Origin of the sequence: Kitasatospora sp. NPDC052896 (assembly GCF_044547075.1) — a bacterium.
Classification (GTDB): Bacteria; Actinomycetota; Actinomycetes; order Streptomycetales; family Streptomycetaceae; genus Kitasatospora.
Map to the genome: position 1 here is coordinate 243,672 of NZ_JBITZU010000003.1, position 16,623 is coordinate 260,294.

Consider the following 16,623-nt stretch of genomic DNA (forward strand, 5'->3'; position numbering starts at 1 on the left):
GGCCCGTTCCGAGCGTTCCGCACACCGTTCGAAGCACCCCGATGAAGTCCTGACGTAGAAGGAGCAGAAGCCATGACACGTTCCGTGCTGGTGACCGGTGGCAACCGCGGCATCGGCCTGGCCGTGGCCCGCCGGTTCGCCGCGAACGGGGACAGGGTGGCCGTCACCCACCGGGGTTCCGGTGCTCCCGAGGGCCTGTTCGGAGTCATCTGCGATGTGACGGACCCCGCCGCGGTGGCCCGGGCCTTCGCCGAGGCCGAGGCGGCGCACGGACCGGTCGAGGTGGTGGTGGCCAACGCCGGCATCACCGAGGACGGGCTGCTGATGCGGATGGACGACGAGCAGTTCCGGCGGGTGCTCGACACCAACCTCGGGGGCGCGTTCCGGACCAGCCGGCAGGCGGCCACCGAGATGGTGCGGATGCGGCGCGGGCGGATGATCCTGATGTCCTCGGTGGCCGGGCTGAACGGGTCGGCCGGCCAGGCCAACTACGCGGCCAGCAAGGCCGGCATGGTGGGCCTGGCACGTTCCCTGGCCCGCGAGTTCGGGCCGCGCGGGATCACCGTCAACGTGGTGGCCCCCGGCCTGGTCGAGACCGACATGAGCGAGCGGCTCAGCGAGCAGCGGCGGAGCAGGATCCTCTCCGAGGTGCCGCTCGGCCGCGCCGGTCGGTCGGAGGAGGTCGCCGAGGCGGTGTTCTGGCTGGCCTCGGCGGAGGCGGCCTACGTCACCGGTGCGGTCATCCCGGTGGACGGCGGCCTCGGCATGGGGCACTGAAACCGGGCGGCGAGGCCGGGCACGGCCGGGCGGCCGGCGGTTGATTCCGCCGGCCGCCAAGCCGTGCCGGTGCCGAACTCGTCAGGGGGCCTTCGGGAGGCGCACCAGCGCGTCTCCCCGTACGGTGAGCGGGCCGTCGACGATCCGCACGGCCAGGCCCAGTCGCGCCCGGCGTTCGGTGCCGTCGTCCTCGAGGGCCCGCACCACGGCGGTGCAGCGCAGCCGTGCGTGCAGCGGGGTGGCCGCCGAGAAGCGGACCCGGAAGGAGAGCAGGTCCTGGACCGGCACCAACTCGGTGAGCAGCCGCCCGAGCAGACCCATCGACAGCATGCCGTGCGCGATCACGTCGTCCAGGCCAGCCGCGCGAGCCGCGTCGCTGTCGACGTGGATCGGGTTGTGGTCGCCCGAGGCGCCGGCGAACAGCGCGAGCAGGGCCCAGGTGACCGTCTGCTCGGGCAACTCCGGTAGCTCGTCCCCGACTTCGGCCCCAGCCAGGCTGAACGTGGTCATCCCGCCTCCTCCGGTATGACGCGGCGGACCGCGATCACCTGGTGCAGATCGGCCACCGGCTCGCCCGCGGCGTCGGTGACCGCGGTGTCACGCACGACGAACTCCAGCGCTCCGCCCTGCCGTTGGTACAGGTCGGTGATCACCGGGGCGAAGGTGAGCCGCTCGCCCGCGTGCGCCGTGCGGTGGTAGACGAAGCCCTGCTCCACGTGCAGCACGCGCGCGAGGTCGACGCCCATCTCGGTCAACAGATCAGCCGGGTCCTCCAGCTCGAGGCCGAACAGGAAGGTGGGCGGAACCGGCAGGTCCGGGTGTCCGGCCGCCCGGGCGGCGGCCGGATCCGTGAACACCCGGTCCACCGTGCCCAGCACCTGGTGGAAGAACCGCAGCCGGCCGCGCTCGACGTCCACCGTGAAGGGTTCCGGCCGGGCGCCCCGGAAGCCACGGTCGATCACCGGACCATCACCTGCCGGCCGCGTTCGGCGGCGGAGTGCAGTAACTCCCGGTTGCGCACCAGCTTCCCGTTGGAGGTGCGCGGCAGCGCGGTCCGGAAGTGGAACGCCTTGGGGATCTTGTACGGGCTCAGCCGTTCCTTGCACCACGCCAGCAACTCCGCCCTGGGCAGCTCTCGTTGGAGCACCAGGTGGGCCTCGATGGCCTCACCGTAGACGACCACCACCTCGGAGATCGCGGTGTGCTCCGCGAGCACCGCCTCCACCTCGGTCAGGTCGACCTTGAGTCCGCCGATCGCCACCATGGTGTCCGCCCGGCCGGTGATCTCCAGCACGCCGGAGCCGGCCCGGACCGTGCAGCGGTCCCGGGTGTTCAACCAGCCGTCCACGTACCGGTCGCCGAGATCGGCGTGCAGGTACGGGTTCTCGGGCAGCCGCACCCGCAGCGTCCCGTCCACCACGGCGGTCCGCATCCCGGGCGCGGGCAGGCCCACGGCGGGCGGCGCGTCGCGGCCGGTCAGGTCGGTGGCGATGATGCCGGCCTCGGTCATGCCGTACGCCTGGCCGATCCGCACGCCGTACCGCTCGCGGAAACGGTCGTAGACCTCGCCGGGCAGGCTCTCGCCGCCGGAGACCGCGAGCCGCAGGTCCGGCAGCGCGGGCAGGGCCGGGATCCGGCTCAGCAGGTGGAAGTGGGCCGGGACGCCGAACACCGCGTTGACCCGGCGCCCGGTCAGCACCCGCCGCAGCTCGTGCGGCCGCAGGCTGCCCGCGAAGTGCAGCACCGCGCCGGCCGACAGCGCGTGCAGCACCCCGCCGAGCAGACCGAAGGAGTGCGCCAACGAGCTGAGCAGCAGGACGTGTTCGCCGCGTCCAGGCATCTCGGGCAACTGCCCGAAGCGGTCCACCTCGGCGCGCAACGAGTCGCCGGTGCGCCCGATCACCTTGGGCAGGCCGGTGGAGCCGGAGGAGAACTGGATCAGCCGGTGGGCGCCCTGTGCGGGCCGGCCCAGCGGGCGGCGCTCCACCACGACCTCGCACTCGGCCCGGAACGGCGTGAAGACCTGGGCCGCGGTACCGGAGGTGAGGTGGAACTGCGGCTCGCACAGCTCCAGCAGCCGGGTGGTCTCGGCGGCGGTGAGCCGCGGGTCGAGCAGCATCACCTGGGCGCCGGAGGTCCACAGCGCGAACAGCGACCAGAGCAGGGTGAAGCTCGGCAACACCTGGACCGCCACCGTGCTGCCCGCGGTGACGCCGTGCGCCCGTAGGATCCCGCGGGCCCGGTCCACCTCGGCCCGCAGGGTCCGGTGGCGCACCACGGTCTCACCATGGGTGGCCCAGGCCGCGTCCTGGCGGGCGGCGCCCGCCAGGAGCGTGCCGAACCACGTCTCGAAGTCCGTGCCGTCGGTCATCACACGTCCCCTCGTGGCTCACTTCTCGATGCAGAACTCGCCCACCGGCCAGCCGACATGGCGCTTGTCGGTGGCGAGGTAGCCGAGCAGCTGGTCACCGGGCTTCAGCTCGGTGCAGTTGAGGACGGTCGCGCCGGGGCCGAGCACCCGCACGTGCCAGTCGTCCTGCAGGGTCAGGCTGACCTCGGTGCCGTTCTCCGCCTTCGCCCGGACGGTCAGCAGCGGGCGGGACTCCAGCTTCACCCGGCCGACCACGATCCGCCGGGTCCGGCCGCCGGCCGTCACACCCAGCACGGTGCTGCCGGTCTTCAGCTCGCTGAGGTAGTTGGTGCGGTTGTCCGCGCCGAGGACGTAGGAGTGCAGGGCGCCGGCGTTGACCCGGAACGGGCGGGTCGGCATGTACGGCAGCGGGTGGGTCTCGCTGACGCACAGCACGAAGCCGTGGGCGTACGAGCCGACCAGGATGCCCTCGTCCTGCGCGAAGTGCGTGCAGGTGTCGACGCAGACCCGGTCGCCCAGGCCGTTGTGCTCGATGGACTCCACCGTGAGGGTGGTCAGTTCGAGGTCCGGCGTGCTGGAGCCGAGCAGCGTGGTGAGGCCGAAGACGTCGTTGGCGTCCCGGGGCGCCAGCAGCAGGCCGTCCGAGCCCTTCTCCAGGACGTCGACGATGATGCCGGCCTCCTCCAGGTCGGCCGCCTCGCAGATCAGCCGTCCGGAACTCCGGTCGGCCGCCGCGATCACGATCTCCAGCGGGATCTTGGTGGGGTCGCGGAACTTCACCACGGTGTGTGCCAGCGTCTGGGCGGCGGCGCAGGCGACCGTGAGGGTGGCGTCGTCGATCACCTCGACGAAGGCACCGGTGGCCTTCCCGGCGGTCAGCTTCAGCTGGTCCAGCTCGGCGGTGGTCGCGACCCGGGTGAGCACGACGTCGGCGACCTCGTCGGCCTCCGGTGCGAGGGCCGTGCCGGGCTCGGTCAGCAGGACCTTCTGAACCGTCGGCGGCAGCGTGGCGAGCGTGGCCAGCCGGTCGTCGAGGACGCCTGCCAGCCGTGCGTGGATCGCGGCGTCGACGACGGCCTCGCGCTGCTCCGCAGCGGTGGAACGGAGATCAACCCAGGCGAATTTCAACGAGATCATCCCTACTGCGCGGGTACGGCGGAGTCCGCCAACGGAGGTGAGCCGGTGCCCGGGCGTCCGGCGGTACCCGGTGCCTCGGGGCTTCGAACTCTGCCAGCGGGCACCGGTCCGGGCCAGGCTCGATAGGGCTGCTCGACCGGACCCCGGCCGACGAGGTGCCACCCTGGCCGACCGGCTACCCCCAACCCGCCGCCGGCCTGCCCGAGCCGTCGCGCGCTGCTCAGCCGCCCCGATCAGGCAGCCCGTCCGAATCTTTCCGTCACCCGGCGACGCCGGGAAGCTGTCCTGGCGCCGCACCGACCGCGGTGCCGAAGCGGACGTCGTCGCGCGCTGAATCGGAGGTCACCATGGCTGCTGCGGACGGCTGGTGGACAGGGCACCACGGCTACGCCGCCCGGATCATGTCCGCGCTGGCCGCCGACCCGGACCGTACCGCCCTGCACTGGCACGGGCGGACCGTTCCGGCGGCCGAGCTGGCCCGCGCCGTCACCGGCGCCGCGCACGCCCTGCGCCGGCTGGGTGTCGGGCCCGGCCGCGTGGTCGGTGTCCTGGTCGCGCCGAACAGTCCGGACATGCTCGTGGTGCGCTACGCGACCCACCTGCTGGGCGGTGCGGTCTGTTACCTGCGCTCCACCAACCCCGGCTCGACCACGCTGCCGCTGGCCGCCGACGCCCAGCTGCGCATCCTGCTGGACACCTCCGCCGCCGTGCTGTTCACCGACCCGCGGCACCTCGACCGCGCACGGCTGCTGGCCGACCGGGCGCGCGGCCGGATCGCGGTCACCGGCTTCGGAGTGGGCGTCGGCGAGGCCGCCCCGGCCGAGCCCGACGGCCCCGAGCCGGCCGCCGCCTGGCAGCCGGCGGCGCTCGCGCTGGTCACGTTCACCAGCGGCAGCACCGGTCGACCCAAGGGCATCAGCCTGCCGGCCCGGGCCTGGGAGAGCGCGGTACGCGCCACCGAGGCGTCGGTCGCCGAGGGCGCGGAGGCCAGGCTGCTGGTCGCCACCCCGCTCAGCCACACCGCCGGTCCGATGGCCGACGCGGTGCTCGCCGCCGGCGGCGCTGTCTTCCTGCATGAGCGACTGGAACCGGCCGCCCTGCTGCGGGCCGTCGCCGAGCACCGGATCACCCGGACCTTCCTGGCCACCGCCCACCTCTACCAGGTGCTCGACCAGAACCGCGCCGAGCCCGCCGACCTGTCCTCGCTGCGCCAGCTCATCTACAGCGGCAGCGCGGCGGCGCCGGCTCGCCTCGCCGAGGCGAACGCGGTCTTCGGCGCGGTCCTGGTGCAGGGGTACGGCACCAGCGAGAGCGGCCGGATCACCCTGCTCGACCCGGGTGATCACCAGGACCCGACGCTGCTGGACACCGTCGGCCGCCCGTTCCCCGAGGTCGAGGTCACCGTCCGCGACCAGGACACCGGGCAACGGCTGCCGGTCGGCGCGGTGGGCGAGGTCTGGGTGCGCTCCCCGCACCTGATGTCCGGCTACTGGGCGGACCCGGCGCTCAGCGCGCTGGTGCTGCGCGACGGCTGGTACCGCACCGGCGACATCGGCCGGCTCGACCAGCGCGGCTACCTGCACCTGCTGGACCGGGTCGCCGACGTGGTGAAGACCGGCGGCGTCAAGGTCTACCCGGCCGTCGTCGAGCGCGAGCTCCTGGCGATGCCGGAGGTGGCGCAGGCCGTCGTGTACGGGGTGCGCGACCTGGACAACAACGAGCACCTGCACGCGGCGATCGTGCCGCGGCCCGGTGCGCGGGTCACCGCCGAGGGCGTCCGGGCGCGGGTGGGTGCGGTGCTGTCCGCCCTGCACGTGCCCGAAGAGGTCCTGCTGCTCTGCGAGTTGCCGTTGAACGCCTCGGGCAAGCCCGACAAGCCGCGGCTGCGGTCCCGCGAGACCGCGCCGACTCCTTACACAGAGAGCGAGTTGACTCGATGAACAAGCACTTGGACTTCTTCGCGCGGGAGTTGGGGGAGCTCGGCGCCCAGCGGCGGGATTTCCTGGAGATCGGCCGGCGGGCCGGCCGGTTCCCCAGCGCCGTCGCGCGACCGGAACCGGGCGGCGGCGACCTGGAGATCAGCGTCTGGTGCAGCAACGACTACCTGGGCATGGGCCAGCACCCGCTCGTCCTGGAGGCGACCAGGAACGCCGTGGACGCGTTCGGCGCGGGGTCCGGCGGCTCCCGCAACATCGCCGGCACCAACCACTACCACGTGCTGCTGGAGCGCGAACTCGCGGCGCTGCACGGCAAGGACGCGGCGTTGGTCTTCTCCTCCGGCTACACCGCCAACGACGGTTCGCTGACCGTGCTGGCCGGCCGGGCGCCCGGCACCCTGGTCTTCTCGGACGAGCTCAACCACGCCTCGATCATCGACGGGCTGCGCCACTCCGGCGCCGAGAAGCGGATCTTCCGGCACAGTGACGTGGCGCACCTGGCGGAGCTGCTGGCCGCCGCCGATCCTGAGCGACCCAAGCTGATCGTCCTGGAGTCGGTGTACTCGATGTCCGGCGACGTCGCGCCGCTCGCCGAGGTCGCCGAGCTCGCCCGGCGGTACGAGGCGACCACCTTCGTCGACGAGGTGCACGCGGTCGGGATGTACGGCCCGCAGGGTGCCGGCATCGCGGCCCGCGCCGGGATCGCCGACGAGTTCACCGTCGTGATGGGCACGTTGGCCAAGGGATTCGGCACCGCGGGCGGCTACGTCGCCGGCCCGGCCGCGCTGGTCGAGGCGGTGCGGAGCTTCTCCCGCGGCTTCATCTTCACCACCTCCATCCCGCCGGCCACCGCCGCCGGCGCCCTGGCGGCCGTCCAGCACCTGCGCTCCTCGGACCAGGAGCGCACCCGACTGGCGACCAACGCCCGGCTGCTGCACCGGCTGCTCAGGGAGCGGGACATCCCGTTCCTGTCGGACGGGTCCCACATCGTCTCCCTCTTCGTCGGCGACGACGCTCGTTGCCGGCAGGCGTCCGCCCTGCTACTGGAGCGCCACGGGATCTACGTCCAGCCGATCAACGCGCCGAGCGTGCGGGCTGGCGAGGAGATCCTGCGGGTTGCCCCCTCCGCCACCCACACCACCGGCGACGTGGAGAAGTTCGGGGAGGCGGTCGAGGGCGTCTGGCAGGACCTCGGCATCCCGCGCGCCGGGCAGCGGTCCACCGTCTGAGCTCCCTGTGCGGACGAAGTGCCAAGCGTCGGCGCCGGCCGGACGGGTTCCGCGGTCGGTCGGCGCCGACGGTTCTCCAGGGCCGGTGGTGAACCGCCGCCGGCCGGACGACGATCCATGAGTGGAGTGCTGATGTCTCTCTCGGTGGCGGCGGTTCTCGCGGAGTCCGCGGCCCGGTGCCCGGACCACCCGGCGATCGTGCTCGACGAGGAAAACCTGACGTACCGACAACTCTGGTACCAGGCACGCAAGTACGCGACCGTGCTGGCCGACCACGGGGTCGGCCCCGGCGACCGGGTCGCGCTGTTGCTGCCCAACTCGGCGGAGTTCCCGATGGCGTACTACGGCGCCCTGGCGATCGGCGCGGTCGTGGTGCCGGTGCACGCGCTGCTCAGGGCGGAGGAGATCGCCTACGTGCTGCGCGACTCCGGCGCCAGGGTGCTGGTCTGCGCCGGGCCGCTGCTGGCGGAGGGTGGCAAGGGCGCTGAGGCGGCCGAGGTGCCGGTGCTCACCGTCCGCACCGCCGTCGCCGACGAGCGGTGGGGATCGGCACGGTTGGACGCGCTCGCCGATCAGGCCGACCCGATCGGCCACTACCTGCCGCGCGAGCCCGGCGACCTGGCCGTGGTCCTCTACACCTCCGGCACCACCGGGCACCCCAAGGGTGCCATGCTCACTCACCTCAACGTCACCATGAACATCGCGGTGACGATGCTCTCGCCGTTCGACTTCACGGCTGACGACGTGCTGCTGGCCGTCCTGCCGCTGTTCCACACCTTCGGCCAGATCTGCGGCATGGGTGCCTGCTTCCGGGCCGGCGCCACCATGGTGCTGACGGCCGGCTTCGACCCGGCGCGGGCGCTCGACCTCATGGTGACCCGCGGCTGCACGGTGTTCATGGGAGTGCCGTCGATGTACGCGGCCCTGCTCGACGCCGCGGCCGGGGACCCGCGCCGACCCGCCCTGGACCGGGCCTTCTCCGGCGGTGCCGCCCTGCCGGTGCGGATCCTGGAGGAGTTCCAGCAGGTCTTCGGCTGCACCGTCTACGAGGGCTACGGCCTCACCGAGGCCTCGCCGGTGGTCGCCTACAACCAGCGCGCCTGGCCCACCCGCCCCGGCACGGTCGGCAAGTCGGTCTGGGGCGTCGACGTGGAGATCGCCAGGCCCGAGCTGGAGGGCCGGATCGAACTGCTGCCCGCTGGCGAGGTCGGGGAGATCGTGGTGCGCGGCCACAACGTGATGGCCGGTTACCTCAACCGCCCCGAGGCCACCGCCGAGGTGCTGGTGGACGGCTGGCTGCGCTCCGGCGACCTCGGGACCAAGGACCCGGACGGCTATCTCACCGTCGTCGACCGCAAGAAGGACATGGTGCTGCGCAACGGGTACAACGTGTACCCCCGCGAGGTCGAGGAGGTGCTGATGCGCCACCCGGCCATCGCCCAGGTGGCCGTCATCGGCCTGCCGCACTCCGTCCACGGCGAGGAGGTCTGTGCGGTGGTGGTGGCCCGGCCCGGCGCCCGCCCCGGGATCACCCTGCGGGCGGAGATCGTGGCCTGGAGCAAGGAGCGGCTGGCCGCCTACAAGTACCCGCGCCGGGTGGAGTTCACCGACGCGCTGCCGCTCGGTCCCAGCGGCAAGGTGCTCAAGCGCGAACTGGTGACCTGGTACGGCGGGTGAGCCGGCGGGGAAGGCGGTCGCCCCGCCCGTTCCGAAGGACGCGGGCGGGGACGACCGCCTGCCCTAGCGGGCGGCCGCCTGGGCCCGGGCCTGTTCCGAGACCCACGCGTACGACCCGGCGACTCCGTTCAGCGCGCCGTTGAACCGGGGTGCCACGAAACGGGCGAGCAGCTCGAAACTGCGCTTCAGCGCCGCCCGGTCCGTCCAGTCCAGCACGGTGACCAGCAGCCGGCCGAACCCGCCGGTGGCCTCCTGCACGTCCCGCAGCGCCGCGACGCACTCGTCCACCGACCCGATGATCGTGGCGCGCCGGTCGATCAGTTCCTCCAGCGTCTTGCGGGCCGCCGCCCGCGAGTCCACCGGCGGCGCGCCGACCAGGCTCCAGTACTCGTTGCGGTAGCGCATCCAGCCATCGACCAGCTCGTCCAGGGCCTGCGCGCGGCTCTCCGAGACGTGCACCGACAGGGCGACCCGCCAGTCGGCGCGGTCGAGCGCGCGCCCGTGCTCGGCCGCCGACTCCTCGGCGTACCGCCACTGGCCGGCCAGGTCGTCGATCGAGGCGCCCGGCCGGGGCGGGACGCCGAAGGAGAGCGGGCTGATCCCGTACTGTCCGGCCAGCCGCATCCCGAACGGGGAGACCGCGCTGGACACCGCCATCGGCAGCCCGGCCGCCGAGCGTGGGCGCAACTGCAGCCTGGCGTCGCGCAGTTCGAACCAGTCGGTGCGCCGGGTGACCGGCTTCTCGCCGGTCAGCAGCTGGTGGATCACCTCCAGCGACTCCGCGGTGCGACGGCGGGTGTCCGCCGGGTCGATGCCGAGCATGTGCATGTCGGACGGGATCGAGCCGGCTCCGACACCGAGGGTGAAGCGTCCGTGGGTCAGGTGGTCCAGCTGGACGGCCCGCGAGGCGACCATGAACGGGTGGTGGTACGGCAGGCTGACCACGCCGCTGCCGAGCTGGATGTGTCTGGTCCGCTCGGCGGCGGTGGCGATGAACAACTCGGGCGAGCTGACGGTGCCCCAGCCGGCCGAGTGGTGCTCGCCGACCCAGAGCTCCTGGTAGCCCAACTGGTCCAGCCATTGGGCCAGTTCCAGGTCGCGCCAGAGGGTCAGGGCCGGGTCCTCACCCAGCGGGTGCAGCGGTGAGAGGAAGGCGCCGAAGCTGATTCGGTCCAACGGGAACTCCTCGGGTGGGATCGGTCGGACATCAGGCGGCGGGCTGCCGCCCGGCCTGGGGGCAGAGCGCGGCCAGCGGGGCCAGCCAGCCGTAGGCGGAGAGCACGGACGCGGCTGCGTCGGCCCGGGTGGCCGGCCCGCCGGCGTCGTCCGCGCCGGCCCGACGCAGCAGCAGCGCCACGGCGGCATCGCCCCGCGGCGGCGTGTCGAGCGGACACGCGTCGCCCAGGTGCCCCCGGACCCAGTCGACGCGTTCGTTGGCCGCGATCTCGACGCCGATCACCAGCACCTGGTCGAGCCAGTCGTCGTCCAGCATGACCTCGGCCAGTCGCAGCGCCTCCGGGGCCGGCTCGGCACAGGCGGAGACACAGCTGATCGGGCCGGTGACGCCGTACCGCTTGCTGAGGTGGCCGAGCACGGAGGTGGTCACCGACTGGAAGAACAGCAGCGGGCTGTGCACCTGGCCCTCGACCATCCGCCGGCTCGCGGTGTCCAGGGTGGTGGTGTCCCCGAACACGGTGGCCAGCACGATCGCGGTCCGCTCGGCGCGGGCGGCCGACAGGCCGGATCCGGCCTGCGGCCCACCGAGGCAGGCGTCCGCGACGGCGGCGACCAGCGGGCTGAACCGCGAGGTCACGAAGCCCGGGACGTTGGGCAGTTCGACCGGTGCGGCACCGGGCAGGCCGTCGGCGGCCGGCCCCCACGGGGCCAGGCACGCCCCGGCCACGACGACCAGCGGCTGTTCGAGCGGTGTCTGCATCGGGTTCCCCTCCGTGAGCTGCGCGTCGGTCTTGAGTGGTGGCTGGAGCACGGCGCTCACACCCGCCTCAGCACCAGGGCGGCGTTCACCCCGCCGAAGGCGGCGTTGAGCGAGAGCGCGTGGCGGATCCGGGCCGGGCGGGCCCGGTTCGGGACGTAGTCCAGGTCGCAGGCCGGATCCGGCTCCCGGTAGCCGATGGTGGGCGGCAGCACGCCGTCCCGCAGCGCGAGCAGCGTGATCACCGCCTCCACCGCGCCGGTCGCTTCGAGCATGTGGCCGGTGCTGCTCTTGGTGGAGCTCGCCGGCACGTTCGGCGCGTGCGGGCCGAGGAGCCGGTGCAGCGCCGCCGTCTCGGCCACGTCGTTCAGCGGGGTGCCGGTCCCGTGCGCGTTGACGTAGCCGATCTCCCGCGGCGCCAGCCCCGCCCGGCGCAGCGCGGTGGTGGCCGCCCTGGCCAGCCCCTCGCCGCGCGGGTGCGGCTTGATGACGTGGTAGGAGTCGGCCGCCAGGCCCCAACCGGCCAGCTCGGCCAGCACCTCGGCCCCGCGCCGGCGGGCGCGCTCGGTGGACTCCAGGACCAGCACCGCCGCGCCGTCGCCCTGCAGCAGCCCGGTCCGGCCCGCCGCGAACGGGCGCACGACTCCCTCCCGGCTCAGCGCCTTGCCGGAGTCGAACTTGGCGAACACGTCCTCGGTGACCAGGTAGGCGCCGCCGCACACCGCCGTGTCCACCGTTCCGCGCCGGATCAGCTCGGCACCGTGCGCGATCGCGTTGGTCGAGGCGACGCAGGCGTTGACGAAAGCCAGCCGCGGGGTGCCGAGGCCGAACGCCTCGCCGATCCGGTGCGGCAGCGCGGCGGGCAGGCTGTCCAGGGTCCGCGGGTCGGTGCTCCCCTCGGCGTGGTCGGTCCAGAACCGCCGGGCCGCCGCGTGGTCCCCGTTGGTACCCAGCAGGACGGGGGCACCGAGGGCGTCGGTGCCCGCCATCCGCAGTGCCTCGGCGGTGCACGCGTGCAGTACCTCGGCCTGGGTGGGCGTGTACCCGGGTTCGACCGGGACGCCCGGGATCTCCGGGCCGGCGCCCTGGTAGGTGGCGGCCCGGTCGGCGTGGAAGGGCGTCGGGTCGAAGCGGGTGACGGGGACAAAGCCGGACCTGCCCGCGAAGACGCCCTGGCGCAGCGCGTCGGCGCCGAACCCGAAGGCGGTCAGCACGCCGAAGCCGGTGATCGCCACCTCAGCGGGCACGGTGGGCCTCCTCCCGGCCGGAACCGGCGGGCAGGAGCCGGAGCAGGTTGCGGTGCAACGCGCCCACGGACTCACTGGCGGCCAGCTCCTCCTCGTCCTCCTCGGCGACGACGATCCCGTGGCGCTCCTCCAGCAGGTGGACCAGCCAGGTGAAGGTGAGCGAGTCAAGGACGAGTTCGGTGTCGCTGTGCCAGTCGCCGAGGGGCAGGCCGCCGTCCTCCAGGAGGCGGACGACCTCGGCTTCCGCGATCACCGGGCCACGCTGCCGACCGCCGGTGCCGACCGCCGGTCGACCACGGTCGCCACGAGCGAGCCGAGGTCCGTGACGACGGCTGGGTCGAGCTCCTCCTCGGGTAGCTCGATGCCGAACCGGGCCTCCAGTTGGAGCACCAGCTCGATCATGGCGAGCGACTCCAGGCCCAGGCCCTCCTCGCCGAGCGGCAGGTCGTCCTCGACCCGGTCGGGCAACGGGAGGTTGATCACGTCCCTGATCACGGTCAGGATGAACTCACGGGTCTCTTCATGCATTGCGGTGTCTCCGTTGATGGTTGTGCGAAGCGCTGCGCCGGCTGGAGCCGCGGCCGGGCCCGTCACGAGGACCCCGGCCGTCCGCTCAGCGGACCGGTACGGGCTGGATCGGGCTGAGCCCGTCGGTGGTCAGCGAGCCGTCGTGGGTACCGGCCGGGGCCTGGTGCACCACGGCGGACAGCGCGCGGATGACGCGGGCGGGCGAGCCGCTCTCGAAGAAGGCGCGCCCGACGGCGAGTCCGGCGCAACCGGCCGCCATCACGCCGGCGGCGAAGGCGGCCGGGTCGACGCCGCGGTCACTCGGACCGCCGGCCGTCAGTACCGGGATCGGGCAGCTGGCCACCACCTCCGCCATCCGCTCCAGTGGTGCCGACCAGGTGGTCTTCACCAGGTCGGCACCGAGGTCGGCGGCCACGTTGACGACGTGGGCGAGCAGCAGCGGGTCGTGCGGATCGGCGATCCGCCGGCCGCGCGGATACACCATCGCCAGCAGCGGCACGTTCCAGCGTCGGCAGGCCTCGGCCACCGAACCGAGGTCGGCCAGTTGCCGGCTCTCGGTGTCGGAGCCGATGTTGACGTGCACGCTCACCGCGTCGGCGCCCAGCCGGATCGCCTCCTCGACGTCACCGACCAGCACCTTGGCGTCGACGTCGGGCGCGTGGGCGGTACTGGCACTCAGGTGCACGATCAGCGAGCAGCTCCGCAGCAGGGCCGGGTCGATGCTCGCGGCCCGTCCCTTGTGCACCACGACGGCGTCCGCACCCCCCTCCGCCGCGGTGCGGACCAGTGCGTTGAAGCGCGAAGCGGCGACGATGGGGCCGTCGCCCACCGAGTGATCCATCGGTACGAAGAGGAAGCGCTCGTCGCAGTGGCGGGACAGCCGCGCCAGGCGGACCGCCGTCCCGCCGGAACTTGCCCTCATGATCCACCTTTCGGCTCGGGGAATTGACGTTCGCTGACCGAGTCTCGCCCGCTGCGCCGGTGTCGTTACCCCTCGAACGGACTGCCCCTGCGAAGGCGCGGCGGAGCGCACATCGAGGTACCCGACCGGTCAGGTCACCCGGGTCATCCCCGCGGCCCTCGCACGGTCAGCTCGTTCGCGGCTGCGTGGACCGGGTAGGCGGTGGCACGGTCGGGGGCGACGGCCCGGTCGGGGTGGCGGATCCGGGTGGCTGGACGGAGAGGGGCGGTCGGATGGCGGCGGGGGCGGGAGTGGGCGGAGCGCGGGATCCCTGGATCCGGCCGGCGGCCGGGCCCGGTCCGGCGCGGCCGCTCCGGCTGTTCTGCCTGCCGTTCGCGGGCGGCGGCGCGGGGGTCTACCGCGACTGGCAGCGCGCGGTACCCGGCGGCGCGGTGGGGGCCGCCGCCGAGGTGGAGGTCCTCGCGGTGCGACTGCCCGGGCGCGAACGGCGGCTCGCCGAGCCCCCGTTCGACGACGCCCGGGTGCTGGCCAAGGAGCTCGCCGGCGCCCTGGAGCCGTACCTGGACCGCCCCTACGGGATCTACGGCCACAGCATGGGCGGTATCGTCGGCCTCGCCCTGGCACACGAGTTGGCCCGCTCGCCCCGTTCGCGCCGACCGCTCGCGCTCTTCGTCGGTGCCGCCGTGGCACCGAACTCGCTGCGCGCCGAGCCGGAGTGGCGCGGCTCGGACGCCGAGTTGACCGGGTGGCTGCGGCGCGCCGGCGGCACTCCGCAGAGCGTGCTGGCCCGACCGACACTGCTGGCCCGGGTGCTGCCGGTGCTTCGGGCCGACCTGGCCGTCTTCGCGGGTTACCGACCGCGGCCGGGCGAGCGGCTGACCGTGCCGATCCGCGGGTTCGTGGGCGCCGCCGACCCGATGGTCACCGCGGCCGCCATGGCCGGCTGGGCGGCGGAGACCACGGCCGGCTTCCACCTCTCGCGGGTGCCCGGCGGCCACTTCTTCCTGGCGGAGTCGGGCCGGTGGATCCTCGACGCGATCGCGGAGCAGCTGCTCGCCGCCGCGTGATCGGCCCGGGCGGCAGGCCCCGGAGCGAACTATTCGACAAGTGTTGCGCAGATGACAAGTGTTGTGGAACCATGACGCTCCGGGGTCGAGCATCGATAGGGGAAGACCACTCGTGAATACAGCCCAGGCGCCGGCCGAGACGGCCGCCTCCGACCGCATCACTCCAGAACTCTGGTGGCTCAGCGGCATCATGGCGTTAGGCGGCTTCGCCAGTCTGTTGGACGCGACCATCATCAACGTCGCCATCGGGCCGCTCGCCAAGGTGTTCAACACCGACCTGCCCACCGTCCAGTGGGTGGTGACGGGGTATCTGCTCGCGATCACCGCGGCGATCCCGATGAGCGGCTGGGCCACGGCTCGGTTCGGCGCGAAGCAGACGGTCATCTTCGCCCAGGCCGTCTTCCTGATCGGCTCGCTGCTCTCCGGACTGGCCTGGTCCGCTTCCAGCATGATCGTCTTCCGGGTGATCCAGGGCGTCGGTGGCGGCCTGGCGGTCCCGGTCGGCCAGGCCCTGCTGGCCCAGGCGGCCGGGCCCAGGCGACTGGGCAGGCTGATGTCCATCGTCACCGTTCCCGCCCTGTTCGCCCCGCTGATCGGTCCCTCGCTGGGTGGCGTCCTGGTCGACCACGTCAGCTGGCGCTGGATCTTCTTCATCAACGTGCCGTTCTGCGTGCTCACCATCGCGCTGGTGCTGGCCAAGGTGCGTAATCCGGTCGCCCCCTCGGCCGCCGCCAGGCTCGACGTGGCCGGCCTGGTGCTGCTCCTGCCCGGTCTGGCCCTGCTGATCTACGGCCTCTCCGAAGCCGGCTCGGCCGGCGGTTTCGGCTCCGGCAGGGTGATCGGCGGCCTGGTGGCCGGCGCCGTGCTGCTGGTCCTCTTCGCCGTGCGGGGGCTGCGGCGCCGTTCGGAGGCGCTGCTGGACCTGCGGCTGTTCGCCGTTCCCAACTTCAGGTCCGGCACCTTGGCCGGGCTCCTGATGAGCATGGCGATGTACGGCGTGCTCATCCCGTTGCCGATGTACTTCCAGGTGGTGCGCGGCACCAGCGTGCTGACGTCCGCTCTGCTGCTGCTCCCGCAGAGCATCGGCTACCTGGTGGCGATCGTCCTGATGAACGGCCTCACCGCCAGGCTGGGGGTCCGGAACCTGACCGTCATCGGCATCCTGCTCGCCGTGCTCGGTACCGTGCCGTACGCGCTCATCAATGGCCACCCCGACCAACTGCTGCTCAGCGGAACCCTGGTGGTGCGCGGGTTCGGCCTCGGGGCCTCGATGCTGCCGACCATGACGGTCGCCTTCGCCAGCGTGCCGCGGGAGACCGCGCCCAGCGCGACGAGCGCGTTCAACGTCTTCCAGCGGATCGGTGCCTCCCTGGGTACCACGGTGCTCACCGTCGTCCTGCAGCAGAAGCTGAAGGGCAGGCTGCCGGTCGGTGTGCGCAGTCTCGACCAGGTGAAGCCCGGTGGCCCGGTCGCCCACAGCCTGGCGAGCTCCTTCGGGGCGCCGTTCTGGTGGGCGATGCTCTTCACCGCGCTGGCGCTGCTGCCGGCCCTCTTCCTGCCGGGGCGTCAGCCGGCCGCCGCCCCTTCCTCCGCCGAGGCGCCGGATCCCGCGCCCGCTCCGGGGATGAACGGTGCGGCGGTGCTGACCGACTGACGGCTTCCGGCGGCAGTCCGACCTTCCGTCGGGGGGGGGGGCCCCCCCCCCCCCGGCCCGCGGGGGGGGGGGGGGGCCATAGGAGGGTAAAACACGGGATGCCGGCGCGCCACACATGTGATCTGTTGCGCATTGAACACGAGA

16 protein-coding genes are annotated in these 16,623 nt (G+C 73.1%); 6 read left to right on the forward strand and 10 right to left on the reverse strand.

Annotation, left to right across the window (positions count from 1 at the left end; all coding sequences use genetic code 11):
* The first annotated feature begins 72 nt into the window (after positions 1–72).
* Positions 73–777, forward strand: a complete 705-nt coding sequence (fabG, locus tag ACIGXM_RS09775) for a 3-oxoacyl-ACP reductase FabG (protein WP_396558741.1) — start codon at positions 73–75, stop codon at positions 775–777.
* Between the two features lie 81 nt (positions 778–858).
* Here the strand turns inward: fabG and ACIGXM_RS09780 are convergent, their stop codons facing one another.
* The 4 genes from ACIGXM_RS09780 to ACIGXM_RS09795 are packed head-to-tail and all read right to left on the reverse strand — an operon-like array spanning position 859 to position 4,276.
* On the reverse strand, positions 859–1,287 hold the full coding sequence (locus ACIGXM_RS09780) for a MaoC/PaaZ C-terminal domain-containing protein (protein WP_396558743.1): 429 nt from the start codon (positions 1,285–1,287) through the stop codon (positions 859–861).
* Entirely contained in the window at positions 1,284–1,739 is a 456-nt protein-coding gene (locus ACIGXM_RS09785; protein ID WP_396558745.1) for a MaoC family dehydratase N-terminal domain-containing protein, read from the reverse strand. Before ACIGXM_RS09785 ends, ACIGXM_RS09780 begins: the two co-directional genes overlap by 4 nt.
* Positions 1,736–3,148 (reverse strand): class I adenylate-forming enzyme family protein, encoded by a 1,413-nt coding sequence (locus ACIGXM_RS09790; protein WP_396558747.1) that lies wholly within the window; start codon positions 3,146–3,148, stop codon positions 1,736–1,738. The genes ACIGXM_RS09785 and ACIGXM_RS09790 overlap by 4 nt, the downstream gene beginning before the upstream one ends.
* A gap of 18 nt (positions 3,149–3,166) precedes the next feature.
* Positions 3,167–4,276, reverse strand: a complete 1,110-nt coding sequence (locus ACIGXM_RS09795) for a 3-dehydroquinate synthase II family protein (RefSeq protein ID WP_396559162.1) — start codon at positions 4,274–4,276, stop codon at positions 3,167–3,169.
* Between the two features lie 356 nt (positions 4,277–4,632).
* On the opposite strand from ACIGXM_RS09795, the gene ACIGXM_RS09800 reads away from it, so the two are divergent.
* The 3 genes from ACIGXM_RS09800 to ACIGXM_RS09810 all read left to right on the forward strand — a co-directional run bounded on the left by ACIGXM_RS09800 (position 4,633) and on the right by ACIGXM_RS09810 (position 9,128).
* The gene (locus tag ACIGXM_RS09800) at positions 4,633–6,225 is read left to right on the forward strand and encodes a class I adenylate-forming enzyme family protein (protein WP_396558749.1); all 1,593 of its coding nucleotides are present in this window, start codon (positions 4,633–4,635) and stop codon (positions 6,223–6,225) included.
* The gene (hemA, locus tag ACIGXM_RS09805) at positions 6,222–7,451 is read left to right on the forward strand and encodes a 5-aminolevulinate synthase (RefSeq protein ID WP_396558751.1); all 1,230 of its coding nucleotides are present in this window, start codon (positions 6,222–6,224) and stop codon (positions 7,449–7,451) included. Before ACIGXM_RS09800 ends, hemA begins: the two co-directional genes overlap by 4 nt.
* 132 nt (positions 7,452–7,583) lie before the next feature.
* On the forward strand, positions 7,584–9,128 hold the full coding sequence (locus tag ACIGXM_RS09810) for a long-chain fatty acid--CoA ligase (protein WP_396558753.1): 1,545 nt from the start codon (positions 7,584–7,586) through the stop codon (positions 9,126–9,128).
* Positions 9,129–9,191: 63 nt separating this feature from the next.
* On the opposite strand, the gene ACIGXM_RS09815 is transcribed toward ACIGXM_RS09810, so the two are convergent.
* The 6 genes from ACIGXM_RS09815 to ACIGXM_RS09840 all read right to left on the reverse strand — a co-directional run bounded on the left by ACIGXM_RS09815 (position 9,192) and on the right by ACIGXM_RS09840 (position 13,758).
* Positions 9,192–10,304, reverse strand: a complete 1,113-nt coding sequence (locus tag ACIGXM_RS09815) for an LLM class flavin-dependent oxidoreductase (RefSeq protein WP_396558755.1) — start codon at positions 10,302–10,304, stop codon at positions 9,192–9,194.
* A gap of 31 nt (positions 10,305–10,335) precedes the next feature.
* On the reverse strand, positions 10,336–11,064 hold the full coding sequence (locus ACIGXM_RS09820; RefSeq protein ID WP_396558757.1) for a ketosynthase: 729 nt from the start codon (positions 11,062–11,064) through the stop codon (positions 10,336–10,338).
* Positions 11,065–11,120: 56 nt separating this feature from the next.
* Positions 11,121–12,308, reverse strand: coding sequence for a beta-ketoacyl-[acyl-carrier-protein] synthase family protein (locus ACIGXM_RS09825; RefSeq protein ID WP_396558759.1), 1,188 nt, complete (start codon positions 12,306–12,308; stop codon positions 11,121–11,123).
* On the reverse strand, positions 12,298–12,561 hold the full coding sequence (locus tag ACIGXM_RS09830; protein ID WP_396558761.1) for an acyl carrier protein: 264 nt from the start codon (positions 12,559–12,561) through the stop codon (positions 12,298–12,300). The genes ACIGXM_RS09825 and ACIGXM_RS09830 overlap by 11 nt, the downstream gene beginning before the upstream one ends.
* Positions 12,558–12,836: an acyl carrier protein gene (locus ACIGXM_RS09835; RefSeq protein ID WP_396558763.1), complete on the reverse strand. Its 279-nt coding sequence runs from the start codon at positions 12,834–12,836 to the stop codon at positions 12,558–12,560. The genes ACIGXM_RS09830 and ACIGXM_RS09835 overlap by 4 nt, the downstream gene beginning before the upstream one ends.
* Positions 12,837–12,921: 85 nt before the next feature.
* Complete coding sequence (locus tag ACIGXM_RS09840; protein WP_396558765.1) at positions 12,922–13,758, reverse strand: 2-amino-3,7-dideoxy-D-threo-hept-6-ulosonate synthase; 837 nt, start codon at positions 13,756–13,758, stop codon at positions 12,922–12,924.
* Positions 13,759–14,030: 272 nt separating this feature from the next.
* Here ACIGXM_RS09840 and ACIGXM_RS09845 point away from each other — a divergent pair, with 272 nt between their 5' ends.
* Complete coding sequence (locus ACIGXM_RS09845) at positions 14,031–14,825, forward strand: thioesterase II family protein (protein ID WP_396558767.1); 795 nt, start codon at positions 14,031–14,033, stop codon at positions 14,823–14,825.
* 112 nt (positions 14,826–14,937) lie between these two features.
* Positions 14,938–16,479, forward strand: coding sequence for an MDR family MFS transporter (locus ACIGXM_RS09850; protein WP_396558769.1), 1,542 nt, complete (start codon positions 14,938–14,940; stop codon positions 16,477–16,479).
* Positions 16,480–16,623 lie beyond the last annotated feature (144 nt).

Coding starts and splice junctions, on each gene's coding strand:
- fabG (WP_396558741.1), top strand. CDS start 73: ATGACACGTTCCGTGCTGGTGACCGGTGGCAACCGCGGCATCGGCCTG.
- ACIGXM_RS09780 (WP_396558743.1), bottom strand. CDS start 1,287: ATGACCACGTTCAGCCTGGCTGGGGCCGAAGTCGGGGACGAGCTACCG.
- ACIGXM_RS09790 (WP_396558747.1), bottom strand. CDS start 3,148: ATGACCGACGGCACGGACTTCGAGACGTGGTTCGGCACGCTCCTGGCG.
- ACIGXM_RS09800 (WP_396558749.1), top strand. CDS start 4,633: ATGGCTGCTGCGGACGGCTGGTGGACAGGGCACCACGGCTACGCCGCC.
- hemA (WP_396558751.1), top strand. CDS start 6,222: ATGAACAAGCACTTGGACTTCTTCGCGCGGGAGTTGGGGGAGCTCGGC.
- ACIGXM_RS09810 (WP_396558753.1), top strand. CDS start 7,584: ATGTCTCTCTCGGTGGCGGCGGTTCTCGCGGAGTCCGCGGCCCGGTGC.
- ACIGXM_RS09820 (WP_396558757.1), bottom strand. CDS start 11,064: ATGCAGACACCGCTCGAACAGCCGCTGGTCGTCGTGGCCGGGGCGTGC.
- ACIGXM_RS09835 (WP_396558763.1), bottom strand. CDS start 12,836: ATGCATGAAGAGACCCGTGAGTTCATCCTGACCGTGATCAGGGACGTG.
- ACIGXM_RS09840 (WP_396558765.1), bottom strand. CDS start 13,758: ATGAGGGCAAGTTCCGGCGGGACGGCGGTCCGCCTGGCGCGGCTGTCC.
- ACIGXM_RS09845 (WP_396558767.1), top strand. CDS start 14,031: ATGGCGGCGGGGGCGGGAGTGGGCGGAGCGCGGGATCCCTGGATCCGG.